The following is a 23,721-nucleotide window of genomic DNA, read 5'->3' as shown; positions in this document are numbered from 1 at the left end:
CCTCAGCTCGGTTCGACTCGTCCCCCCGATGCTCGACACCCCCTGCTCGCCGCACTTCACCCGTAGGGGGTGAAGTGCGGGCCACGGGCCGATCCCCGGTTCGGATACGATTCGGCTGCCTCGGTCCGTCCCGACGACCGCGGAGTCCATCGCGGCCCCAGGGGTCGTCCGGATCGCGTTCGCAGGCCCACCGACCCACGCCGGCCCCTCGGCGCCGCTCGGGGACGGGCTTGCCGAACCGAAAGCAGGACGAGCAGTGAGCACACCCGTCAGCCGGACGTCGTTCGTCGGGCGCTTCACCGTGCAGACCTGGTTCCAACTGGTGCTGGCGGTGATGACGATCGTGGTCGTCATCGGCGCGGGTGCGGGCGCGCAGGTCATCGCCAACACCAACGACGCCACCGACCGCGTGCTGAACCACACCCAACCCGCGCTGACCCGCGCCTACGAGTTGCAGGCGGCGCTGGTCAACCAGGAGACCGGCATCCGCGGCTACGCCATCACCGGCGACCGCCAGTTCCTGCAGCCGTATCTGGACGGGCAACCGACCGCGACCGAGGCCGCCGACCGCATCGCGGTGCTGGTCGACGGGCACCCCGATCTGCTGGCCGATCTGGACGCGGTCCGCACCGCCGCCGACGCCTGGCGCGCCGAGTTCGCGGGCCCGATCGCGTCCTCCGCCACCCCGACGACACCGGATTCGGCGCGGGGCAAGGCCCTGTTCGACGCGGTGCGGGCGAGTTCCGCCACCCAGAACGCCCATCTCACGGCCGCGATCGCCGCCGACCGCGCCGCCCTCGACGACGCCAGGACCGTGCGCAACGCGGTCCTCTCGATCATGGTCGCGGTGTTCCTCTTGACCGGACTGGTGTTGACGATATTGGCCCGCCGCCTGGTCGCGCGTCCGCTCTCGGTGCTGACCGACGCGTCGCTGCGGGTGGCGGGCGGCGATTTCGAGCACCGCATCGATGTCACCGGCCCGGTCGACGTCACCACGGTCGCGGCGGCCGTGGAACGCATGCGGCAGCGCATCGTCGCCGATCTGGCGGCCTCGCGCTCGGCCGAAGCCGCCATGGCCGAGCAGAAGGCCGACCTGGACCTGCAGACCGAGGAACTGCGCCGCTCCAACACCGAGCTCGAACAGTTCGCCTACGTCGCCTCGCACGATCTCCAGGAACCGTTGCGCAAGGTCGCCTCGTTCTGTCAGCTGATCGAGAAGCGCTACGGCGACAAACTCGACGCGCGCGGCAAGCAGTACATCGATTACGCGGTCGACGGCGCCAAGCGCATGCAGACCCTGATCAACGATCTGCTCGCCTACTCCCGCGTCGGCCGGCTGACCGAACGCGCCGAACGGGTCGGACTCGGCACCACCCTGGACGCCGCCCTGACCAATATCTCCTCGGTCATCGAGAACAGCCACGCCCGGATCGAACTGCCCGCCCGGCTGCCCGAGATCGTCGGCGACCCCACGCTGTTGACCATGCTGTGGCAGAACCTGATCGCCAACGCCATCAAATTCGCGGCGCCCGATGTCCCGCCGCGGATCAGCGTGGACGCCGAACTCGACGCCGACACCGGCATGTGGCAACTGGCGCTCAGCGACAACGGCATCGGCATCGCCCCCGAATTCGCCGAGCAGGTCTTCGTCATCTTCCAACGCCTGCACTCCCGCGACGAATACGGTGGCACCGGCATCGGCTTGGCCGTCTGCAAGAAGATCGTCGAGTACCACGGCGGCAAGATCTGGATCGACACCGACTATCAGGGCGGCACCCGCTTCCGGTTCACCCTGCCCGCGCCGGCGTCCTCCGACTCCGACGCCCACCAGGACGCGGCCGGCATCTGACCGCCGAGTCCACGCCCGCCCGCTCGGCCGAGCGGATCGTCTGGCATGCTGGAGGGCGAGCACGGATTGTTGCAGTGATCGTCCGGCTCACTACAGGAAGTCATAGACAAACTCATGTCACAAGGCAGTGTGAAGTGGTTCAACGGCGAGAAGGGCTTCGGTTTCATCGCCCAGGATGCGGGCGGCCCTGACGTCTTCGTCCACTACTCCGAGATCTCCGGCTCCGGCTACAAGTCCCTCGAGGAGGGCCAGCGCGTCGAGTTCGAGATCGGCCAAGGCCAGAAGGGCCCGCAGGCCCAAGGTGTCCGCGTCATCTGAATGAGCTGACCCACCGGAGAACCCGCGTCATCGACGCGGGTTCTCTGCTTTTCCGGATGATCGCCGACACGGTGGATTGGGGTGGTTCGGCGCGGGTATGTCGGAGCCGAACGCACGCACCGCCCGGTGCGGCAGGCTCGGAAAGGAACACCCGCGATGCTCGGACTCGGAATCATCGGCTGGATCATCATCGGCGGCCTGGCCGGCTGGATCGCCAGCAAGATCATGAAAACCGATGCGCAGCAGGGCATCCTGCTCAACATCGTGGTGGGTATCGTCGGCGGTCTGCTCGGCGGCTTCCTGCTGAAGCTGTTCGGCGTCGACGTCGAGGGCGGCGGCCTCTGGTTCAGCTTCTTCACCTGCCTGGGCGGCGCGGTCGTGCTGCTGTTCCTGGTCCAGTTGGTCACCGGTCGTCGGCGCGCGCTGCGCTGATCCCCGCACAGCAAGAGAGGGCAGTCGCTTTCCGCGACTGCCCTCTCTTGCTGTGCGCGGTCGGCCGGTCACACCTCGACCGACCCACCCACTTCGCGCGCCAGCAGGTAGGTGCGCACGTAGTCGCGCGGAGTGTCGGCGGCGTCGAGCACCGCGACGGCATCGATGTAGTCGCGACTGCCGTGCTGCACGGCGTGCGGACCGGTGTCGCCGAGAGTGACCAGGGCGCGGGCGATCTCGGGGTCCGCGGGCGGTGTGGGCGCGTCCGCGGCCAGATCCAGCGCCCCGCACGCCGCCGCCCACCCGCGGACCCGCATCCCGGCGGCTTCGACCACCGCCAGCGGCTGATCGGCGGCCACGCGCATCGCGTAGGCCAGCAGGGAAAGGTCCGGGTTCAGGCACAGCACGGGGCCCGCCGCGTACTGTGTGCCGGGTTCGAGGGTGTGACCGGTGGCGAAGGCCGACAGCAACAGATCGTCGGGACGGATCGGTTGGCGGCTCAGCAGGGTGCGCATGCTCCAGTTGTCGTGTCCGGCGAGCCACCGGATGGCCATGGCCTCCGGTGCCGGTTCGTCGGCGCTGATCCAGGCGTATCGCATAGCCCCACCCGATACCCCCGCGATCGGCCCGCCTCCGTGACCCGCCACGGTGAGACCCGATCGAAACCGAGGAGAAATACGCTGAGACACCGCGTCCATCGCACGGTGACAACCTTCTCGTCCGGACGCTGTCGATTTCGGCGGTGGTCGTTCGTGTAGAGGGTGAGGTCGACACGGTGTCGGCCCCGAACGGAGGAGCCGCGATGAAGAACTACCTGCTCGCCCTGCACCAACCTGTCGGTGACCCGCCCCCGCCGGAGGTGCTCGGGCCGATCATGGACGATCTGCGCGCCGTGGAGGAGGAGATGAAGGCGGCAGGCGTGTGGGTCTTCTCCGGCGGCCTGCACGGACCGGAGGCTTCGACGGTGGTGCGGATGCGCGAAGGCGATGTGCTCACCACCGACGGCCCGTACGCCGAGGGCAAGGAACATCTCGGCGGGATCGTCGTGATCGCGGTGGCGGATCTGGACGAGGCGCTCGCCTGGGCGGCCAAGCAGGCCGCGGCCGTGCGGGTCCTGCCGATCGAGGTCCGCCCGTTCCAGGGCGAGGCCCGGAACTGAGCGCACCGTGACCCCGTCGTCCGCCGACATCGCCCGTGTCTTCCGCCGGGAGTACGGGCGGGCGGTCGCGGTCTTGGTCCGCCGCTTCGGCGATATCGAACTCGCCGAGGAGGCGGTCCAGGACGCGTTCGCGGCGGCGGTCGACCACTGGCCGCGCACCGGCACACCGCCGAGTCCGGCGGGCTGGATCATCACCACGGCCGGACATCGGGCCCTCGACCGCCTCCGCCGGGAGGCCGTGGGCCGGAACCGACAGACCGAAGCGGCGGCGTTGTCTCCGCCGGAGGCCGACGACCCTGTCGAGGAGGGCCCGGTGCCCGACGACCGACTCCGCCTGATCTTCACCTGCTGCCACCCCGCGCTCGCGCCGGAGGCCCGCGTCGCGTTGACGTTGCGTCTGCTCGGCGGGTTGTCGACCGCCGAGATCGCGCGCGCGTTCCTGGTGCCGGAGCCGACCATGGCCCAGCGCCTGGTCCGCGCCAAACGCAAGATCCGCGACGCCCGCATCCCCTACCGCGTCCCGCGCGACGCGGATCTCCCCGATCGCCTGCGGGCGGTCGCGGCCGTGCTCTACCTGATCTTCACCGAGGGGCACACCGCGAGTTCGGGCCCCGATCTGGCCCGCACCGACCTCACGGACGAGGCCATCCGGCTCGCCAGGCTGCTCGCGGCGCTGATGCCGGACGAACCGGAGGCGCTGGGTCTACTCGCCCTCATGCTGCTCGTCGACGCGCGCCGCGCCACACGCACGGACACCGAGGGCGCACTGGTGCTGCTCGCGGACCAGGATCGCGGCCGCTGGGATCGCGACCTCATCGCCGAGGGCCAAGCTCTCGTGCGCCGCTGTCTGCGCGAGAACCGGCCCGGCCCGTACCAGATCCAGGCCGCCGTCAACGCCGTGCACAGCGACGCGCCGAGTGCCGCCGCCACCGACTGGACGCAGATCCTCGCCCTCTACGACCAGCTCACGGCCATCGCGCCGAGCCCCGTCGTCACTCTCAACCGCGCGGTCGCTGTCGCCGAGATCCACGGCCCCCGAACAGCACTCGAACAAGTCGACGCCCTCGGCCTGGTCGACTTCCACGTCTACCACGCCGTCCGTGCCGCGCTGCTGGCCCGCCTCGGCCGCGACACCGAAGCCGTGGCCGCCTACGACCGCGCCCTGGCCCGCACGAACAACACCGTCGAACAGGACTATCTGCGTCGCGCCCGAAACGCGTTGCGCGCGTGATCATCACCGTATGAGCGACCGGATCGCCGGAGGCGGAACGGTTCTCGACGGGCCGCTCCGATGGATACCCACCCCCTTCACCCGCGCGTGCGACGCGGCCCGTTCACAGACTGTTCAGCGCCTCGACGGCGGTCGTGAGGTCCGCGCCGTCGAGCAGTTCCAGGTCGGGGGCGGCCAGCCACAGCACCGCCACTCCCTGGAACAGGGTGAAGACGAGTTTGCCGAGGGCGCGGGCCTGTTCGTCGGTGAGGTCCGGGTAGGTGTCGCGCAGGCTCCGGGTCAGGTCGGCGTAGGCGTGTTCGGAGGCTTCGGCCATGTAGGCGCGCGATTGCTCCGAGCGGGCGACGCGCACCAGGTGTTCCATGCTGAGCGTCATGCCCTCGCGGTTGTCGCGCAGGATCGCGAGCAGTCGCGTCCAGATCTCGCCCATTCCGTGGCTCAGGGGGTGCTCGCCCGCGCGGATCACCTCGTCCATCCGGTCCCCGATGCCGCCGCCGAGACCTTCGGTCAGCGCCTGGGTGATCAACTGCTCCTTGGAGCCGAAGTGGTAGCCGATGGCGGCCAGGCTCACGCCGGCCGCGGTGGCGATGTCGCGGGCGGTGACCTTGGCCAGGCCGCGTTCGAGGATGGCCTTGCGCGCCCCGTCCAGCAGGTCTTCCCGGTTTCCCATGCCTCGACCCTAGCAGCGTCTTAGACGTTTGTTCTAGACAAGCGTGCCAACCGTCTGTTAGACATTTGTCTAAGACATTCGTTCCACGAGAGGTAACGGCCATGGAAACCACCGATCTCCACATCCTCGTCAGCGGCGGCGGCATAGCCGGGAACGCCGTTGCGCTGCAACTGATCCGGGCCGGCTTCCGGGTGACGGTCGTCGAGCGGGCAGTCGGACCGCGACCGGGCGGCCAAGCGGTCGACCTGCGCGGCCCGAGCCGCGAAGTGGCCGAGCGGATGGGTCTGCTCCCCGGCATCCGGGCGCGCCAACTGGACGAACGCGGCATGGCCTACGTCGACCGCGACGGGCGGGAGTACGCGCGGATGCCCACGGCGATCTTCGAGGGCAAAGGCCCGGTCGCGGATATCGAGATCACCCGCGGCGACCTCGCCGAGGTCCTGCTCGCGGCGCTCGCCGAGGCCGGAGGCGATCTCGACTACCGCTTCGGCGACCACATCGAGGCGCTCGACCAGGACGCGGCGGGCGTCGAAGTCGCCTTCGCCTCCGGCCGACGGGAACGGTTCGACCTGGTGATCGGCGCCGACGGCGTGCACTCGGCGACCCGCCGCCTGGCGTTCGGGCCGGAGGAGCGCTTCTCGACCTACCTCGGCGGCTACACCTCCTATTTCACGATGCCCGCGCCCGCCGACATCGAACCCGGCTGGATGACGATGCACTCACTGCCGGGCGTCACGATCGGCCTGCGCCCGGACGTCGACCCCGCCACCTGCAAAGCCTTCGTCGTCCTGCGGGTCCCGGCCGATCCCGCGCTGCGCCGCGACGTCGCGGCGCAGCAGGCCCTGCTGCGCGCCGAGTTGGCGGATGCGGGCTGGCGGGCCCCGGAGATCCTGGCCGCCCTGCCCGACGCCGCCGATTTCTACTTCGACGAACTCGCCCGCATCGACGTGCCGGAACTGGCCGCTGGCCGCGTGACCCTGGTCGGCGACGCCGGATACTGCGGTTCGCCCCTGTCCGGGATGGGCACCGCGATGGCACTGGTCGGCGCCTATCTGCTCGCGGGTGCGCTGACCGCCGACCCGAACGACCTCGTCGGCGCGGTGCGACGCTACGCCCGCGACATCACGCCGTTCCTCGACCAGGCCAAGAAACTGCCCGGCGGCGGTATCGCGATGATGGTGCCCGCGAGCGGATTCGGGGTGCGGATGGCCAAGGTCATGGCGCGGGCGATGGTCTCCAAGCCGATGCGCCCGCTGGTGATCAAGATGATGAGCCACACCGACGACTTCGAGCTCCCGACCTATCCCACCGCCGCCACTCCCCCGGCCTGACCGGCGCGCCACCGGCGTGTTTTGCACGAAACGGCATGTGGCCGGTGCGCACGCTCGTACAGTTCGTCGCACAGTCCGCTGGTTTGGAACCCCGAACGAGCGGGTAGCGCGGAGACCCGCGAGTTCCACGAGCGACTCGGCGGAAGCAGCAGAGAGACGACAGCGAGGAATTCTCGATGATCGACGATTCGCAGCGCGGCGATGACAGCACCGACGACCGGCCCGTCATCTGGCCCGACCCCAGTCCGCTGAGCGGTTGGTGGGAGAAGGTCATGGGAATGGACGCCCGCCCGACCCCACGGTCCGAAGCGGCCTGACACACGAGACGGGGCCGTGTTCGGGCGATCGCCCGCCGCAACACGACCCCGTCGACGTGGTGTCAGAGGCGTTCGATGATGGTGGCGTTGGCGAGTCCGCCCGCCTCGCACATGGTCTGGAGACCGTAGCGTCCGCCGGTCTGCTCGAGGTGGTTGAGCAGGGTGGCCAGGATGCGGGTGCCCGACGCGCCGAGGGGGTGACCCAGGGCGATCGCGCCGCCGCGCGGGTTGAGCTTGGCCGGGTCGGCGTTGAGATCCTGCTGCCACACCAGCGGCACCGGGGCGAAGGCCTCGTTCACTTCGTAGGCGTCGATGTCCTCGATGGACAGACCGACGCGCGCCAGGGCCTTGCGGGTGGCGGGGATGACGGCGGTCAGCATCAGCAGCGGATCGTCACCGGTCACGGCGAAGGAGTGGAAACGGGCGCGCGGACGCAGGCCGAGTTGGTTGGCCTTCTCCTCGCTCATGATCAGCGTGGCGGACGCGCCGTCGGTCAGCGGTGAGGAGTTGCCCGGGGTGATGGACCACTCGATCTCGGGATAGCGGGCCTTGAACTCGTCGGAGGCGAAGGCGGGACGCAGTCCGGCCAGGCCCTCGGGGCTGGTGGTGGGGCGGATGGTCTCGTCGGCGGTCAGCGTGCCCGCGGCGACGAGTTCGTTGTCGAAGCCGCCCGCGGCGGCGGTCTCGGCGGCGAGGCGGTGCGAGCGCGCGGCGAAGGCGTCGAGGGTCTCGCGGTCCAACTTCCAGCGCTGGGTGATGATCTCGGCCGCGATGCCCTGGCTGATCAGCCCTTCGGGGAAGCGGTGGGCCAGCGGCGCGCGGTTGGCGTCCTTGCCCTGGGCGTTGGAGAACATCGGCGCGCGGCTCATCGATTCGACGCCGCAGGCGATGGCGATGTCGTAGGCGCCGGCGAGCACGCCCTGGGCGGCGAAGTGCGCGGCCTGCTGGCTGGACCCGCACTGGCGGTCGACGGTGGTGGCGGGCACCGACTCCGGGAAGCCCGCGGCCAGCACGGCGGTGCGGGAGATGTTGAGCGCCTGCTCGCCGCTCTGGGTGACGCAACCGCCGATCACATCGTCGACCAGCGCCGGGTCCAGGTCGTTGCGTTCGACGAGATCTTTCAGCACCCCCGACAGCAGCGTGGCGGGATGCACATCGGCCAGACCGCCGCCGGCTTTACCTTTGCCGGACGGGGTGCGAATGGCGTCGACGATGACCGCGGAAGTCATGGATGCTCCTTTTCATACCGGAAATCACCATGCGAATGATGATTAACTTAATTCACTGTACGCCGAAGGGCCCCGACGAGGGAACCGCGCCCCCGCGCGACCCGCCCGCCCGTCTCGACGCGCCGACGCGCGCACCGGTTCTGCGCGAACCTGCCACGACGCCGCCGAACGCGGACGTAGCATGACCGGCGTGGCCGATCCGAATCGTTCCACCGCACTGCGAGTGCTGGTCTACAGCAACGACGCCGACACCCGTCGTCAGGTCGTGCTGGCCCTGGGCAGACATCCGCATCCGGCATTGCCGAGTTTCGAGTACGTGGAGATCGCCACCGCCCCGGTGGTGATCGAGCACATGGACGCGGGCGGCGTGGATCTGGCGATCCTCGACGGCGAATCCGCGCCCGCGGGCGGTCTCGGCATCGCCAAGCAACTCAAGGATGAGATCGCCGCGTGCCCACCGGTTCTCGTCCTGACCGGACGGCCGGACGACGCCTGGTTGGCGAAGTGGTCGCGCGCCGAGGCGGCGGTGGCCCATCCGATCGATCCGTTGCGTCTGACCGAAGCGGTCGTGGAACTGCTGCGCACTCATATGGCCGCCTGAGCGATAGCCGATTGGCATCGCCCGCTCGGCCTCTGTTCGGCGACCCACCAATTAGCAGTCGTCACGAATGCACCTCCACGCATATCACCGGTCGGGCCGGCACGCCGCCGAAACGGCGTGATCACGCGGGCGCGAGGGCTCGGCTGTAGCGAACGACCCGCACATCGCATCAAGATCATCCGCATATAAGTCACGTGACGTGATCGGCTGATTACCCCCGTTTCGCTCATGAATGGCAGTCGCGAATTCGATCAAACACCCCAGGAAAATGGCGCGGCGACCCTCTTGCGCGGCGGTAGGCTGTGCTGTAGCTCACACGCGAGCGGGCGTCACATGACAGCCTTCGCGGCCGGATTCCCGGCCGCCGCCCGCCGCGTCGAGCCAGGCCGAGGGGCGAGTCTGGCCACGGCGGACAACGACGTCAGCCGCCTCGAAAGCTGCACCAGCCGACACCGAGCCCCCGCTCCGCGCGCAGGGCTCTCGCAAGGAGGGCAAGCGCAGTCGTGAACACGGAGTTCCCCACCCTCGTCCTCGGCGCGATAGCCGCCGCGTTCGCGATCTTCTCGGTGCTCATGGCGTCGCTGATCGGTCCCAAGCGCTACAACCGCGCCAAACTCGAAGCCTACGAATGCGGTATCGAACCCACCCCGCACGCGATCGCGGGCGGACCGGGAAACGTGACCGGTCAACGGTTCCCGGTGAAGTACTACCTGACCGCGATGCTGTTCATCATCTTCGACATCGAGATCGTGTTCCTCTACCCGTGGGCGGTCCACTTCGACGCGCTCGGTGTCTTCGGCTTCGCCGCGATGGCGCTGTTCATCGTCAACGTCTCGGTGGCCTACGCCTACGAGTGGCGACGCGGGGGGCTCAGCTGGGACTGACCCCCGTGCCGAACCGGTTCACCAGCCCCACGTTTCGAGAGTGAGAAGTAGTCGGATGGGTCTCGAGGAAAAACTGCCCAGCGGATTCCTGCTCAGCACCGTCGAGGATTTCGCCGGATATCTGCGCAAGGGTTCGCTGTGGCCCGCCACCTTCGGTCTGGCCTGCTGCGCCATCGAGATGATGGCCACCGGCGCGGGCCGATTCGATATCGCCCGCTTCGGGATGGAAGCCTTCCGCGCCTCCCCCCGCCAGGCCGATCTGATGATCGTCGCGGGCCGGGTCAGCCAGAAGATGGCCCCCGTGCTGCGTCAGGTCTACGACCAGATGACCGAACCCAAATGGGTGCTCGCCATGGGGGTCTGCGCCTCCTCCGGCGGCATGTTCAACAACTACGCCGTCGTGCAGGGCGTCGACCACGTGGTGCCGGTCGACATCTACCTGCCCGGCTGCCCGCCGCGCCCGGAGATGCTGCTCAACGCGATTCTGGCACTGCACGAAAAGATTCAGCAGATGCCGCTGGGCGTCAACCGCGAGGAAGCGGTGCGCGCCGCCGAGGCCGCCGCGCTGGCCAGTACACCGACCATCCGGATGGAGGGTCTGCTGCGATGACATTCGACACCCCCGAGACCCGGACCTCCCGCACCGAGACCGACGCCGCGGCCACCGCCGGACCCGAAGGCACCCCGCCGCCGGAGAACGTGGACCCGCCCGCGGGCGAGGAGGTCATCGGCGTGCGCCGCGGCATGTTCGGCATCAACGGCACCGGCGACACCTCCGGCTACGGCCGCCTGGTCCGTCAGGTGACGTTGCCCGGCGGCACCCCGCCGCCCTACGGCGGCTACTTCGACGACATCGCCGAAACCCTGCGCGCCGCACTGGCCGCGCAGCGGATCCCCCTGACGCGGGCCGTGGAGAAGGTCGTCGTCTTCCGCGGCGAACTCACCCTGCACGTGCGGCGCGAACATCTGGTCGCGGTGGCGCGGGCGCTGCGCGACGACCCCGACCTGCGTTTCGAGTTGTGCCTGGGCGTGAGCGGCGTGCACTATCCCGCCGACGCCGGGCGCGAACTGCACGCCGTGTACGCGCTGATGTCGATCACCCACGGCCGCAGATTGCGGTTGGAGGTCTCGGTCGCCGACGCCGACCCGCACATCCCCTCGCTCTACGAGGTCTATCCCACGACCGACTGGCACGAGCGCGAGACCTACGACTTCTTCGGCATCCTCTTCGACGGGCACCCCTCGCTGACCCGCATCACCATGCCGGACGACTGGCGGGGCCATCCGCAGCGCAAGGACTACCCGCTCGGCGGGATCCCGGTCGAATACAAGGGCGCGCGCATCCCGCCGCCCGACGAGCGGAGGGCGTACAGCTAGTGAGCGACATCGATACCAGGCCCGGCGTGCGCGATTCCGGGTCCGAACCGACCGTGGTCACCGTCGCCGGACAGGACTGGGACCAGGTGAGCGAGGCGCTCGCGGGCGAGGAACGCATCGTCGTCAACATGGGTCCGCAGCACCCCTCGACGCACGGCGTGCTGCGCCTGATCCTCGAGATCGAGGGCGAGACGGTCACCGAGGCCCGCTGCGGCATCGGCTACCTGCACACCGGCATCGAGAAGAATCTCGAATTCCGCACCTGGACACAGGGTGTGACGTTCGTGACGCGCATGGACTACCTGTCGCCGTTCTTCAACGAGACCGCCTACTGCCTGGGCGTGGAGAAACTGCTCGACATCACCGAGCAGATCCCCGAGCGCGCCACCGTCATCCGGGTGCTGCTGATGGAGCTCAACCGGATCTCCTCGCATCTGGTGGCTTTGGCCACCGGCGGGATGGAGATGGGCGCGCTCACCCCGATGCTGTTCGGGTTCCGGGAACGCGAACTGATCCTGGACGTCTTCGAGACGATCACCGGGTTGCGGATGAACCACGCCTTCGTGCGCCCCGGCGGTCTGGCCCAGGATCTGCCCGACGACGGTGTGACCAAGGTCCGCGAACTGCTCGACCTGATGCCGAAGCGGTTGCGGGACATGGAGCAACTGCTCACCGCCAACCCGATCTGGAAGGCCCGCACCCAGGATGTCGGCTACCTGGACCTGACCGGTTGCATGGCGCTGGGCATCACCGGACCGGTGTTGCGCGCCACGGGACTGCCGCACGATCTGCGCCGCGCGCAACCGTATTGCGGTTACGAGAACTACGAATTCGACATCCCGACCACCGTGGGCTGCGACTGCTACGGGCGCTACGTCATCCGGGTGGAGGAGATGAAGGAATCGCTCAAGATCGTCGAGCAGTGCCTGGACAAGTTGCGTCCCGGCCCGGTGATGATCGATGACAAGAAGATCGCCTGGCCCGCCGACCTGGAACTCGGGTCGGACGGACTCGGCAACTCCCCCCGCCACATCGGGCGCATCATGGGCACCTCGATGGAAGGGCTGATCCACCACTTCAAGCTGGTCACCGAGGGAATCCGGGTGCCTGCCGGTCAGGTCTACGAGGCGGTGGAATCCCCGCGCGGCGAATTGGGCGTGCACATGGTCAGCGACGGCGGCACCCGCCCGTTCCGCGTGCACTACCGCGATCCTTCGTTCACGAATCTGCAAGCCGTCGCGGCGATGTGCGAGGGCGGCATGGTCGCCGACGTCATCGCCTCGGTGGCCAGCATCGACCCCGTGATGGGTGGTGTCGACCGATGACCGAGATCCTGCTGAAGCTCACCACGCGGCCCGAACCGTTCCCGCCCTATGTGCGCGAACGCCTCGAGGACGACGCGGCGCGGATCATCGCCCGCTATCCGCACCCGCGCTCGGCGTTGCTGCCGCTGCTGCACCTGATGCAAGCCGAGCAGGGGTACGTGACCGGGACCGGGATCGAGTTCTGCGCGGATCTGCTCGGATTGACCGGCGCGGAGGTGACGGCGGTCGCGACCTTCTACTCCATGTTCCGCGCCACCCCGACCGGGGACTATCACGTCGGGGTCTGCACCAACACGCTGTGCGCGGTGATGGGCGGCGACGCGATCCTGGCCGCGCTGGAACAGCATCTCGGCATCGGCCACGGCGAGACCACCGAGGACGGGTCGCTGACCCTCGAGCACATCGAATGCAACGCGGCCTGCGACTACGCGCCGGTGGTGATGGTGAACTGGGAGTTCTTCGACAACCAGACCCCGGAGTCGGCGCGTCTGCTGGTCGACGCGCTGCGGGCGGGTCAGCGGGTCACCCCGAGTCGGGGCGCGCCGCTGTGCACGTTCAAGCAGACCGCGCGGATTCTGGCCGGTTTCCCCGACGAACGTCCCGGCGTTCTCGACGGCGAGGCCGGGCCCGCGTCGCTGGCCGGTCTGAAGGTGGCGCGCGAGCGGAACATGACCGCGCCGGATCCGGAGGGGACGCGATGACGCTGACACCGGTACTGACCGAACACTGGGACGATCCGCGCGCCTGGACCATCGACACCTACCGCCGCAACGGCGGCTACCTCGGGGTGCGCAAGGCCCTTGGTCTGGAACCGGATCAGGTCATCCAGATCGTCAAGGACGCCGGATTGCGCGGACGCGGCGGCGCGGGCTTCCCCACCGGCATGAAGTGGGGATTCATCCCGCAGGGCCCCGGCCCGGACGGGGTCACGCGCCCGCACTACCTGGTGGTCAACGCCGACGAGTCGGAACCGGGGACCTGCAAGGACATCCCGCTGATGATGGCCAACCCGCACAGTCTGGTCGAGGGCGTGATCATCGCCGCCTACGCGATCCGGGCCGCGACGGCGTTCATCTACGTGCGCGGCGAGGTCGTTCCGGTGCTGCGCCGGTTGCAGGCCGCTGTCGCGCAGGCGTATTCGGCCGGACTGCTGGGCCGCGACATCCTGGGGTCGGGCTTCGACCTGGACGTGGTCGTGCACGCGGGCGCGGGCGCCTACATCTGCGGCGAGGAGACCGCGCTGCTGGATTCGCTGGAGGGCAGGCGCGGTCAGCCGCGGTTGCGTCCGCCGTTCCCCGCGGTCGCCGGACTCTACGCGTGCCCGACCGTGGTCAACAACGTCGAGTCCATCGCCAGCGTCGGCCCGATCCTGCGCCACGGGCCGGATTGGTTCCGCGGCATGGGCAGCGAGAAATCGCCCGGCTTCACGCTGTATTCGCTGTCCGGGCACGTCCGCACGCCCGGACAGTACGAAGCGCCGCTGGGCATCACGCTGCGCGAACTGCTCGAGTACGCGGGCGGCGTGCGCACCGGACACCGGGTGAAGTTCTGGACCCCGGGCGGGTCCTCGACGCCGCTGTTCACCGAGGAGCACCTCGACGTGCCGTTGGACTACGAAGGGGTCGCCGGCGCCGGTTCGATGCTGGGCACCAAGGCGTTGCAGATCTTCGACGAGACCACCTGCGTGGTGCGGGCGGTGCTGCGCTGGACCGAGTTCTACGCCCACGAATCCTGCGGAAAATGCACTCCGTGCCGCGAGGGCACCTACTGGTTGGTGCAGTTGCTGCGACGAATCGAAGCCGGTCGGGGCGTCGAGGGCGATCTGGACAAACTGCTCGACATCAGCGACAGCATCAACGGCAAATCGTTCTGCGCGCTCGGCGACGGCGCGGCCAGCCCGATCCTGTCCTCGCTGAAGTACTTCCGCGACGAATACCTCGATCATCTGCTCGGGGGATGTCCGTTCGACCCGGCGCGCTCGACCGCGTGGGCGGAGCCGGAATTCGCGTCGACGAACGGCGCAGGAGGGCCACGATGAATCCCGTACCCCGCAGCGACACCGGCACCGCCGAACCAGTCCGCGCCCCCGCACCGGAGTTGGTCACCCTCACCATCGACGGCGCCGAGGTCGCGGTGCCGCCGGGGACGCTGGTGATCCGCGCGGCCGAACTCGTCGGCATCCAGATCCCGCGCTTCTGCGACCATCCGCTGCTCGACCCGGTCGGGGCGTGCCGCCAATGCCTGGTCGAGGTGGAGGGCCAGCGCAAACCGGTCGCCTCCTGCACCCAGACCGTCGCCGAGGGCATGGTGGTGCGCACCCAGCTGACCTCGCCCGCCGCGGGCCGCGCGCAGGAAGGGGTGATGGAGTTGCTGCTCATCAATCACCCGCTGGACTGCCCGGTGTGCGACAAGGGCGGGGAATGCCCGCTGCAGAACCAGGCGATGTCGACCGGGCGACCCGAGACCCGCTTCGAGGGCGTCAAACGCACCTATCCCAAACCGATCCCGCTGTCGAGCGCGGTCCTGCTGGACCGGGAGCGGTGTGTGCTGTGCGCGCGCTGCACCCGCTTCGCCCAGCAGGTCGCGGGCGACCCGTTCATCGAGTTGATGGACCGCGGCGCGCTCGAACAGGTCGGCACCGCGCAGGCCGAACCGTTCGACTCCTACTTCGCGGGCAACACCGTGCAGATCTGCCCGGTCGGCGCTCTGACCGGCACCAGCTACCGTTTCCGCGCCCGCCCGTTCGACCTGGTGTCGAGCCCGAGCGTCTGCGAGCACTGCGCGTCGGGTTGCGCCCAGCGCACCGACCACCGCCGCGGAAAGGTGCTGCGCCGCTTGGCCGGTGACGATCCGCAGGTCAACGAGGAATGGAACTGCGACAAGGGCCGCTGGGCCTTCGCCTACACCACCGAACCCGACCGGATCACCACGCCGCTGGTGCGCGGTTGGGACGGCACGCTGCATCCGGCGTCCTGGTCGGAGGCCCTGGCCGCGGCCGCGGAAGGGTTGGCCGCCGCGTTCGGCAACGCGGGCGTGCTGGTCGGCGGGCGGGTCACCGAGGAGGACGCCTACGCCTACGCGAAGTTCGCGCGAATCGCGTTGGGCACCAACGACGTCGACTTCCGGGCGCGCGCGCATTCCGCCGAGGAGGCCGAATTCCTGGCCGCCCGCGTCGCGGGACGCGAGGTCGAGGTCGACTACGACGCCCTCGAGCACGCGCCGATGGTGCTGTTGGCCGGGTTCGAGCCCGAGGAGGAGTCGCCGATCATCTATCTGCGGTTGCGCAAGGCCGCGCGCCGCTACGGACTTCCGGTGTTCTCGATCGCCCCGTTCGCCACCCGCGGCCTGGAACGGATGTCGGGTCGACTGCTGCCCGCGGCCCCCGGTGGCGAACCTTATGTGCTGGACGCGTTGACCGCCGCCGCCTCGGGCGCGGACGACGGCCCCTCGGCCGCGGCGGCGCGACTGCTGCGATCCCCGGGCGCGGTCATCCTGGTCGGCGAACGATTGGCGGCGATCCCCGGCGCGCTGTCGGCGGCGGTCCGCGCCGCCGAGACGAGCGGGGCACGGTTGGCGTGGGTGCCCCGGCGCGCCGGCGAACGCGGAGCGGTCGAAGCGGGCGCGCTGCCCGGTCTGCTGCCCGGTGGACGTCCGGCCGACGATCCCTCGGCGCGCCAGGAGGTCCGAATCCTCTGGAACGTGCCCGATCTGCCCGTCGCGACCGGTCGTGACACCGCGGCGATCCTGGACGCCGCGCCCGGACTGGGCGCGTTGGTGATCGGCGGTGTCGACCTGGCCGATCTGCCCGATCCGGCCGCGGCGCTGTCGGCGATCGACTCGGCCCGGTTCGTGGTGGGGCTCGAGTTGCGGCACAGTCCGGTCACCGAACGCGCCGACGTGGTGTTCCCGGTGGCCGCCGCCCCCGAGAAAGAAGGCACCTTCCGTACCTGGGAGGGCCGCCCTCGGCGTTTCGAGGCCGCCCTCGGGGCGTCCACGGTGCGGCGCGAAGCGGCGAAACTGTCCGATCACCGTGTGCTGCACGCCATCGCCGCGGAGATGAACGTGCGCCTGGGCCTGCCCGACGCCGCGTCCGCCCGCGCCGAGATGGCCGAACTCGGCAAGTGGCGGGGGCCGCGCGTCGCCGCGCCCGCGCACCGCCCGTACCCCGTCCCGCATCCCGATCAGGGCAACGCGCTGCTCGCCACCTGGCGGATGCTGCTGGACCGGGGACGAGCCCAGGACGGCGAACCGAATCTGGCCGGTGTCGCGCGCCCGCCGGTCGCGCGGATGGGCGCGGCCACCGCCGCCGAGATCGGCGCGGAGGACAACCATCTGGTCACCGTCGCCACCCGCCGCGGATCGATCACGCTGCCGCTGATGATCACCGATATGCCCGAACGGGTGGTCTGGCTGCCGATGAACTCGCCCGACTGCTCGGTGCCCGAACAACTCGCCGCCCACCTCGGCGGCGTGGTGCAGATCCGGTGCGCCGACGAGAGGATGAAGGAACACCGCCATGAGTGATCCCACCGCGTTGCTGGCCCAGGCCGATCTGTCGCTGTTCGGGCGCGACCCGTTCTGGCTCATCGTGGTCAAGGCGCTGGCGATCTTCGTCTTCCTGCTGCTGACCCCGATGATCGCGGTGGTGGCCGAACGAAAGATCGTGGCGCGCATGCAGATGCGCATCGGCCCGAACCGGGTGGGTCCGGGCGGATCACTGCAAGCGGTGGCCGACGGGGTGAAGATGGCCCTCAAGGAGGACATCGTCCCGGCCATCGTCGACAAGCCGATCTACATCCTCGCCCCGATCATCGCGGTCGTGCCCGCCTACATGGCCTTCGCGGTGATCCCGTTCGGCGGCGAGGTCTCCATCGGCGGCCACACCACCGCGTTGCAGTTGACCGATATGCCGGTCGCGGTGCTCTACATCCTGGCCATCACCTCCATCGGCGTCTACGGCATCGTGCTGGCCGGTTGGTCCTCGGGATCGACCTACCCGCTGCTGGGCGGGCTGCGCTCGACCGCGCAGGTGATCTCCTACGAGATCGCGATGGCCCTGTGTTTCGCGGCGGTCTTCCTGCACGCGGGCACCATGGCCACCTCGGGCATCGTGGCCGCCCAGGACAGCACCTGGTATGTGTTCCTGCTGCTGCCCTCGTTCCTGATCTACTGCGTGGCGATGGTCGGCGAGACCAACCGCGCGCCCTTCGACCTGCCCGAGGCCGAGGGCGAACTCGTCGGCGGTTTCCACACCGAGTACTCCTCGCTGAAGTTCGCGATGTTCATGCTCGCCGAATACATCAACATGGCCACGGTCTCGGCGTTGGCGACCACCCTGTTCCTGGGCGGCTGGCACGCGCCGTGGCCGATCTCGCTGTGGTCGGGCGCGAACACCGGATGGTGGGGTCTGCTGTGGTTCACCGCCAAGGTGTGGACGTTCCTGTTCGTGTTCATCTGGCTGCGCGGCACCCTGCCGCGACTGCGCTACGACCAGTTCATGGCGCTGGGCTGGAAACTGCTCATCCCGGTCTCGCTGCTGTGGGTGATGCTGGTCGCGGGCGCGCGCGTGCTCGAGGCCGAGGGTCTGCCGGTCGAGACGCCCGCGCTGGTCGTCGGCGGGCTCGTCCTGTCCGCGCTGATGGTGTGGCTGTTCCTGCGGGCCGGACGCGCGAGCGGCGCGCCACCCGAGCCAGAACCCGAAACGCCGCGGCGCGAGGAGGTCTTCCTCGGTTTCCCCACCCCGCCGCTGCCACCGCGCACCGAGACCGCCGCGACACCCGGACTGCTCGACCCGCTGGCCGGTTTCGCCGTCACCGCGCTGACGATGTTCAAGACGCCCAACACCGAGTACTACCCGGAACAGAAGGTGCCGACCGCGCCGCGCTACCACGGCCGCCATCAGCTCAACCGCTACGCGGACGGGTTGGAGAAGTGCATCGGCTGCGAACTGTGCGCGTGGGCCTGCCCGGCGGACGCGATCTTCGTCGAGGGCGCGGACAACACCGAGGAGGAGCGCTTCTCCCCCGGTGAACGCTACGGGCGGGTCTACCAGATCAACTACCTGCGCTGCATCGGTTGCGGGCTGTGCATCGAGGCGTGCCCGACCCGCGCGCTGACCATGACCAACGACTACGAACTCACCGACGACAACCGCGCGGGCCTGATCTACGAGAAGGACCGGTTGCTGGCCCCGTTGACGCCCGGTATGCAGCCACCGCCGCACGCGATGGTCCCCGGCGCGACCGAGGGCGACTACTACCGGGGCGCGGTGGTCGCCGACGACTCCGCGGACCGCGAGACGGTCGGCGTCGAAGGGAGTCTGCGATGAGCGCACTGCTGGCCGCCGAACCGCTGGTGTCGACGTCGAATTCCGAGGCCGCGCTGTTCTGGGTGCTGGCCCCGGTGGCCGTGGCCGGGGCGCTGGGCATGGTCTTCGCCCGCAAGGCCGTGCATTCGGCGCTGTGCCTGGCCGCGACCATGATCACCCTGGCCGCCTTCTACATCGCCCAGGACGCGGTGTTCCTCGGTGTCGTGCAGATCGTGGTCTACACCGGCGCGGTGATGATGCTGTTCCTGTTCGTGCTCATGCTGGTCGGCGTCGACTCCACCGAATCGCTGACCGAGACGTTGCGCGGACAGCGCCTGGCCGCCGCCGCGATCGGCGTCGGGTTCGGCATCCTGTTGATGACGGGGATCTCGCGCGGGGTACGCGAATCCTCGATCACTTTCCCCGCCACCGGATTCCCGGGACGCGACGTCATCGCCGAACTGGCCGAGCTGATCTTCCTGCGCTACGTGTGGGCCTTCGAGCTGACCGGCGCGCTGCTGATCACCGCGACCATCGGCGCGATGGTGTTGGCGCACCGGGAGAAGTTCGGACCGCGCCTGGACCAGCGGGAGATGTCACGCCGCCGCTTCCGTGAGCCGGGACACCGCGCCACACCGCTGCCGACCCCCGGCGTGTACGCGCGCCACAACGCGGTCGACGTCCCGGCGCGACTGCCCGACGGCGCTTTCGAGGAACTGTCGGTGAGCACCATCCTGCGCCACCGCCGGAACCGCGCCCTGACCGAGGCCGCGGTCCTCTCGGTCGGCAGCGTCGAGCCCGTCGAACGCACGGCCCCCGAGTCCGCCGATGAGGAAGGCAACCGGTGAATCCCCAGAACTACCTGTTCCTGTCCGCCCTGCTGTTCACCATCGGCGCGGCCGGAGTGCTGTTGCGGCGCAACGCGATCGTGGTGTTCATGTGCGTGGAGCTCATGCTCAACGCGGTCAACCTGGCCTTCGTCACCTTCGCCAGGATGCACGCGAATCTCGACGGCCAGGTGTTCGCGTTCTTCACGATGGTGGTCGCCGCGGCCGAAGTGGTCGTCGGACTGGCCATCATCATGACCATCTTCCGCGCCCGTCGCTCGACCTCGGTCGACGACGCCAACCTGCTGAAGTTCTGACATGGACACGGCAACGCTCTGGCTGCTGCCCGCCCTGCCCTTGGCGGTGGCGGCGTTCCTGCTGCTGATCGGCCGATTCGGCGACCGGTGGGGTCATTGGCTCGGCTGTGCGGGCGCGCTCGCCTCCTTCGGCGTCGCGGTGTGGGCCTTCTTCGCGATGCTCGGTCGCGACGACGCCGCGCGCCCGGTGGCGCTCGACCTGTTCAGCTGGGTTCCGGTGTCGGGCTTGCAGGTCGACTTCGGTCTGCGCCTGGATCAGCTGTCGATCTGCTTCGCGCTGCTCATCACCGGCGTCGGGTCGTTGATCCACCTGTACTCGGTCGGGTACATGGCCGAGGACAAGGCGCGGCGGCGGTTCTTCGCCTACTTGCAACTGTTCCTGGCGGCCATGCTGCTGCTGGTGCTGGCGAACAACTACCTGGTGCTCTACCTGGGCTGGGAGGGCGTCGGTCTGGCCTCCTACCTGCTCATCGGATTCTGGTCGCACAAGCCGTCGGCCGCCACCGCCGCCAAGAAGGCGTTCGTGGTCAACCGGGTCGGCGACATGGGCCTGGCGATCGCGATGATGGTCATGTTCGCCACCTTCGGCTCGCTGAACTTCGGGCCGGTCTTCGCCGCCGCCCCGGGGGCCGGCGAGGGCACCATGACCGCGATCGGTCTGCTGCTGTTGCTGGCCGCCTGCGGCAAATCCGCGCAGGTGCCGTTGCAGTCCTGGCTCGGGGACGCGATGGAAGGCCCCACACCGGTTTCCGCGCTCATCCACGCGGCGACGATGGTGACCGCGGGCGTGTACCTGATCGCGCGCTCCAACCCGATCTTCGACCTCGCCCCGAACGCGCGGTTCGCGGTCGTCCTGGTCGGCGCGGTGACGTTGCTGTTCGGCGCGATCATCGGCTGCGCCAAGGACGACATCAAGAAGGCGCTGGCCGCCTCGACCATGAGTCAGATCGGCTACATGGTGCTGGCCGCCGGACTCGGCCCCGCGGGCTACGCCTTCGCGATCATGCACCTGCTGACCCACGGCTTCTTCAAGGCCGGCCTGTTCCTCGGCGCGGGCTCGGTCATGCACGCCATGGACGACGAGACCGACATGCGCCGCTACGGCGGACTCCGCACACTGCTGCCGATCACCTACGTCACCTTCGGCCTCGGCTACCTGGCGATCATCGGCGTCCCGCCGTTCGCGGGCTTCTTCTCCAAGGACAAGATCATCGAGACCGCGTTCGACCAAGGCGGCGGCGCGGGTTTGGCGCTCGGGGCGATCACCCTGTTCGGCGCGGGCCTGACCGCCTACTACATGACGCGGGTCATGCTGATGACCTTCTTCGGCGAGCGGCGCTGGAAGCCCGACACCCACCCGCACGAATCACCGGTCGTGATGACCGGTCCGATGATCCTGCTCGCGGTGGGTTCGGTGTTCTCCGGTCTCCTGCTGGTCCTGGGCTCGTCGTTGCAGAACTGGCTCGAACCGGTCGTCGGCGCACACCACGGCGAGGAGGTCGTACCCGCCGCGGTGGTCACCATGCTCGCGCTGCTGGTCGTCGCCCTCGGCGTCGGTTTCGCCTACTACCAGTACGCGCAACGCGGCGTCCCCGAGACCGCGCCCGAGGGCGTCGGCCCGCTGACCGTCGCCGCGCGCCGCGACCTCTACGGTGACGCGGTCAACGAAGGCGTGTTGATGCGTCCCGGCCGGCACCTGACGCGCTCGCTGGTGTTCGTCGACAACCGCGGCATCGACGGACTCGTCAACGGCGCCGCCGCGTTGATCGGCGGGCTCTCGGCCCGCGTCCGCCGGGTCCAGACCGGTTTCGTGCGGTCCTACGCCCTGTCCATGTTGACCGGCGCGGCCCTGGTGGTCGCCGCCCTGCTGGCAGTGAGGCTCTGGTGAGCGACTTTCCCTGGTTGACGACACTGTGGGCGGTGCCGGTGGTCGGCGCGCTGGCCGTGATGGCGGTCCCCGCCCGACTGCGCACGCTTGCCCGCACGGTCGGGTTGCTGTTCGCGGTGGGCACTCTCGCGGTCGCCGGCGTCATCGCGGCGCAGTTCACGCCGGGCGGCGAGCAGTTCCAATTCGTCGAATCCCGGCAGTGGATCCCGGCTTTCGGGGCCGGCTACACCCTCGGCGTCGACGGGATCGCGCTGGTGCTGGTGCTGCTGACCGCCGCGCTGGTGCCGCTGCTGATCCTCGCGGGCTGGCACGACGAACGCGGGACCGAGGACGGCGCGCCCACCCGGCACGCCCACGGCTACGTCGCGTTGATCCTGCTGGTCGAGGCGATGGTGCTGATCTCGTTCGTCTCCCTCGACATCCTGCTGTTCTACGTCTTCTTCGAGGCGATGCTGATCCCGATGTATTTCATCATCGGCGGCTTCGGCCCCCGGATCGGCGACGCGGCGGCGCGCGCGCAACGCTCCCGCGCCGCGGTGAAGTTCCTGCTCTACAACCTGTTCGGCGGACTGATCATGCTCGCGGCGGTGATCGGGCTCTATGTGCTGACCGCGCGCGAGGAACTCGGCGCGGACGGCGGCGGCACCTTCGACCTGCGCACGGTCATGGCCGCCGCCAACTCCGGTCAGCTCGGCGCGGGTCCGGTCGTGCTCAACGCGCTGTTCCTCGGTTTCCTGTTCGCCTTCGCCGTCAAAGCGCCGCTGTGGCCGCTGCACACCTGGCTGCCCGACGCCGCCGTGGCCTCCACCCCGGCCGGCGCGGTGCTGATGATGGCCGTGGTCGACAAGGTCGGCACCTTCGGGATGCTGCGCTACTGTCTGCTGCTGTTCCCCACCGCGTCGAGCACCTACGCGCCGCTGGTGATCACGCTCGCGGTCATCGGCATCGTCTACGGCGCGCTGCTGGCCATCGGGCAGACCGATGTCATGCGACTGATCGCCTACACCTCGATCTCGCACTTCGGGTTCATCATCCTGGGCATCTTCGCCATGACCAGCCAGGGCCAGACCGGCGCCACCCTCTACATGGTCAACCACGGCATCTCCACCGCCGCGCTGTTCCTGATCGCCGGATTCCTGGTCTCGCGCCGGGGAACTCGCGTCATCGCCGAATACGGCGGGGTGCAGAAGGTCGCGCCCGTGCTGGCGGGCACGTTCTTCGTCGCGGGGCTGGCGACGCTGTCGCTGCCCGGTCTGGCGCCGTTCGTCAGCGAATTCCTGGTCCTGATCGGCACCTACAGCCGCTACCAGGTCGCGGCGGTGATCGCCTCGGTCGCGCTGGTGCTCGCCGCGCTCTACGTGCTGTGGCTCTACCAGCGGATGATGACCGGTCCGGTGAAGAAGGGCAACGAACACCTCTACGACCTGGTGCCGCGCGAACTCGCGGTGGTCGCCCCGCTCATCGCCGCGCTGATCTTCTTCGGCGTCTACCCCAAACCGGTTCTGGACGTGGTCGATCCGGCGGTGAGTCAGACGTTGACCACGATCGGCAAGACCGATCCGAAACCCTCGACGCCGGTGCGGCCCGAGGCCGCCGACACCGCGGACGGTGGTCACCGGTGAACCCGCTCCGCGTTCCGCTGCTGCTCGCCCCGGCCAC

The 23,721-nt window shown here is 69.2% G+C and carries 23 protein-coding genes and 1 pseudogene; 21 read left to right on the top strand and 3 right to left on the bottom strand.

What is annotated here, in order from left to right:
* Window positions 1–256 precede the first annotated feature (256 nt).
* The 3 genes from ON30_RS13775 to ON30_RS13765 all read left to right on the top strand — a co-directional run bounded on the left by ON30_RS13775 (window position 257) and on the right by ON30_RS13765 (window position 2,599).
* Window positions 257–1,849, top strand: a complete 1,593-nt coding sequence (locus ON30_RS13775) for a sensor histidine kinase (RefSeq protein ID WP_306307379.1) — start codon at window positions 257–259, stop codon at window positions 1,847–1,849.
* A gap of 114 nt (window positions 1,850–1,963) precedes the next feature.
* Entirely contained in the window at window positions 1,964–2,167 is a 204-nt protein-coding gene (locus ON30_RS13770; RefSeq protein WP_040707264.1) for a cold-shock protein, read from the top strand.
* 156 nt (window positions 2,168–2,323) lie between these two features.
* The gene (locus tag ON30_RS13765; protein ID WP_040707263.1) at window positions 2,324–2,599 is read left to right on the top strand and encodes a GlsB/YeaQ/YmgE family stress response membrane protein; all 276 of its coding nucleotides are present in this window, start codon (window positions 2,324–2,326) and stop codon (window positions 2,597–2,599) included.
* A 68-nt stretch (window positions 2,600–2,667) separates the two neighbouring features.
* Here the strand turns inward: ON30_RS13765 and ON30_RS13760 are convergent, their stop codons facing one another.
* Window positions 2,668–3,198 (bottom strand): hypothetical protein, encoded by a 531-nt coding sequence (locus tag ON30_RS13760; RefSeq protein ID WP_040707262.1) that lies wholly within the window; start codon window positions 3,196–3,198, stop codon window positions 2,668–2,670.
* Window positions 3,199–3,401: 203 nt separating this feature from the next.
* On the opposite strand from ON30_RS13760, the gene ON30_RS13755 reads away from it, so the two are divergent.
* Window positions 3,402–3,758, top strand: coding sequence for a YciI family protein (locus ON30_RS13755; protein ID WP_040707261.1), 357 nt, complete (start codon window positions 3,402–3,404; stop codon window positions 3,756–3,758).
* Window positions 3,759–3,765: 7 nt separating this feature from the next.
* The gene (locus tag ON30_RS13750) at window positions 3,766–4,989 is read left to right on the top strand and encodes an RNA polymerase sigma factor (RefSeq protein WP_040707260.1); all 1,224 of its coding nucleotides are present in this window, start codon (window positions 3,766–3,768) and stop codon (window positions 4,987–4,989) included.
* 103 nt (window positions 4,990–5,092) lie between these two features.
* On the opposite strand, the gene ON30_RS13745 is transcribed toward ON30_RS13750, so the two are convergent.
* Complete coding sequence (locus ON30_RS13745) at window positions 5,093–5,659, bottom strand: TetR/AcrR family transcriptional regulator (protein ID WP_040707259.1); 567 nt, start codon at window positions 5,657–5,659, stop codon at window positions 5,093–5,095.
* Between the two features lie 101 nt (window positions 5,660–5,760).
* Between ON30_RS13745 and ON30_RS13740 the strand changes: the two genes are divergently transcribed.
* Window positions 5,761–6,990, top strand: a complete 1,230-nt coding sequence (locus tag ON30_RS13740; protein WP_040707258.1) for an FAD-dependent monooxygenase — start codon at window positions 5,761–5,763, stop codon at window positions 6,988–6,990.
* A 176-nt stretch (window positions 6,991–7,166) separates the two neighbouring features.
* On the top strand, window positions 7,167–7,307 hold the full coding sequence (locus ON30_RS39140) for a hypothetical protein (protein WP_157183723.1): 141 nt from the start codon (window positions 7,167–7,169) through the stop codon (window positions 7,305–7,307).
* A 62-nt stretch (window positions 7,308–7,369) separates the two neighbouring features.
* Here ON30_RS39140 and ON30_RS13735 read toward each other — a convergent pair whose 3' ends face one another.
* Entirely contained in the window at window positions 7,370–8,536 is a 1,167-nt protein-coding gene (locus ON30_RS13735; RefSeq protein ID WP_040707256.1) for a thiolase family protein, read from the bottom strand.
* 181 nt (window positions 8,537–8,717) lie between these two features.
* On the opposite strand from ON30_RS13735, the gene ON30_RS13730 reads away from it, so the two are divergent.
* From ON30_RS13730 to ON30_RS13670, 14 genes and pseudogenes are all read left to right on the top strand, one after another.
* On the top strand, window positions 8,718–9,137 hold the full coding sequence (locus ON30_RS13730; protein ID WP_040707254.1) for an Rv3143 family two-component system response regulator: 420 nt from the start codon (window positions 8,718–8,720) through the stop codon (window positions 9,135–9,137).
* A gap of 503 nt (window positions 9,138–9,640) precedes the next feature.
* Window positions 9,641–10,021 carry an NADH-quinone oxidoreductase subunit A gene (locus ON30_RS13725; RefSeq protein WP_040707252.1) on the top strand — a complete coding sequence of 127 codons (381 nt, stop codon included), beginning with the start codon at window positions 9,641–9,643 and terminating at the stop codon, window positions 10,019–10,021.
* Window positions 10,022–10,076: 55 nt separating this feature from the next.
* Window positions 10,077–10,631 carry a NuoB/complex I 20 kDa subunit family protein gene (locus tag ON30_RS13720; protein WP_040707249.1) on the top strand — a complete coding sequence of 185 codons (555 nt, stop codon included), beginning with the start codon at window positions 10,077–10,079 and terminating at the stop codon, window positions 10,629–10,631.
* Entirely contained in the window at window positions 10,628–11,398 is a 771-nt protein-coding gene (locus tag ON30_RS13715; protein ID WP_040707248.1) for an NADH-quinone oxidoreductase subunit C, read from the top strand. The genes ON30_RS13720 and ON30_RS13715 overlap by 4 nt, the downstream gene beginning before the upstream one ends.
* Entirely contained in the window at window positions 11,398–12,723 is a 1,326-nt protein-coding gene (gene nuoD, locus ON30_RS13710; protein WP_373282539.1) for an NADH dehydrogenase (quinone) subunit D, read from the top strand. The genes ON30_RS13715 and nuoD overlap by 1 nt, the downstream gene beginning before the upstream one ends.
* Window positions 12,720–13,424, top strand: a complete 705-nt coding sequence (gene nuoE, locus ON30_RS13705; protein ID WP_040707246.1) for an NADH-quinone oxidoreductase subunit NuoE — start codon at window positions 12,720–12,722, stop codon at window positions 13,422–13,424. Before nuoD ends, nuoE begins: the two co-directional genes overlap by 4 nt.
* The gene (gene nuoF, locus ON30_RS13700) at window positions 13,421–14,761 is read left to right on the top strand and encodes an NADH-quinone oxidoreductase subunit NuoF (protein ID WP_040707244.1); all 1,341 of its coding nucleotides are present in this window, start codon (window positions 13,421–13,423) and stop codon (window positions 14,759–14,761) included. The genes nuoE and nuoF overlap by 4 nt, the downstream gene beginning before the upstream one ends.
* A complete protein-coding gene (locus ON30_RS13695; protein ID WP_083911389.1) occupies window positions 14,758–17,247 on the top strand; it encodes an NADH-quinone oxidoreductase subunit G in 2,490 nt (829 codons plus the stop codon). The genes nuoF and ON30_RS13695 overlap by 4 nt, the downstream gene beginning before the upstream one ends.
* A pseudogene (gene nuoH / locus ON30_RS13690) lies at window positions 17,240–18,484 on the top strand (NADH-quinone oxidoreductase subunit NuoH); the annotation flags it as partial. The gene ON30_RS13695 and the pseudogene nuoH, both read left to right, overlap by 8 nt.
* Window positions 18,470–19,051 carry an NADH-quinone oxidoreductase subunit NuoI gene (gene nuoI / locus ON30_RS41070; RefSeq protein WP_281004725.1) on the top strand — a complete coding sequence of 194 codons (582 nt, stop codon included), beginning with the start codon at window positions 18,470–18,472 and terminating at the stop codon, window positions 19,049–19,051. The pseudogene nuoH and the gene nuoI, both read left to right, overlap by 15 nt.
* Entirely contained in the window at window positions 19,048–19,878 is an 831-nt protein-coding gene (locus tag ON30_RS13685) for an NADH-quinone oxidoreductase subunit J (protein WP_040707242.1), read from the top strand. Before nuoI ends, ON30_RS13685 begins: the two co-directional genes overlap by 4 nt.
* Window positions 19,875–20,174 carry an NADH-quinone oxidoreductase subunit NuoK gene (nuoK, locus tag ON30_RS13680; RefSeq protein ID WP_040707240.1) on the top strand — a complete coding sequence of 100 codons (300 nt, stop codon included), beginning with the start codon at window positions 19,875–19,877 and terminating at the stop codon, window positions 20,172–20,174. The genes ON30_RS13685 and nuoK overlap by 4 nt, the downstream gene beginning before the upstream one ends.
* Window position 20,175: 1 nt before the next feature.
* Entirely contained in the window at window positions 20,176–22,062 is a 1,887-nt protein-coding gene (nuoL, locus tag ON30_RS13675; protein WP_040707238.1) for an NADH-quinone oxidoreductase subunit L, read from the top strand.
* Window positions 22,059–23,684: an NADH-quinone oxidoreductase subunit M gene (locus ON30_RS13670; protein WP_040707236.1), complete on the top strand. Its 1,626-nt coding sequence runs from the start codon at window positions 22,059–22,061 to the stop codon at window positions 23,682–23,684. Before nuoL ends, ON30_RS13670 begins: the two co-directional genes overlap by 4 nt.
* Window positions 23,685–23,721: the final 37 nt, after the last annotated feature.

Origin of the sequence: Nocardia takedensis NBRC 100417 (assembly GCF_000308695.1) — a bacterium.
Taxonomy (GTDB): domain Bacteria; phylum Actinomycetota; class Actinomycetes; order Mycobacteriales; family Mycobacteriaceae; genus Nocardia; species Nocardia takedensis.
Note: the sequence above shows the minus strand (reverse complement) of the source record. Positions and strands in the feature narration are given on the sequence as shown.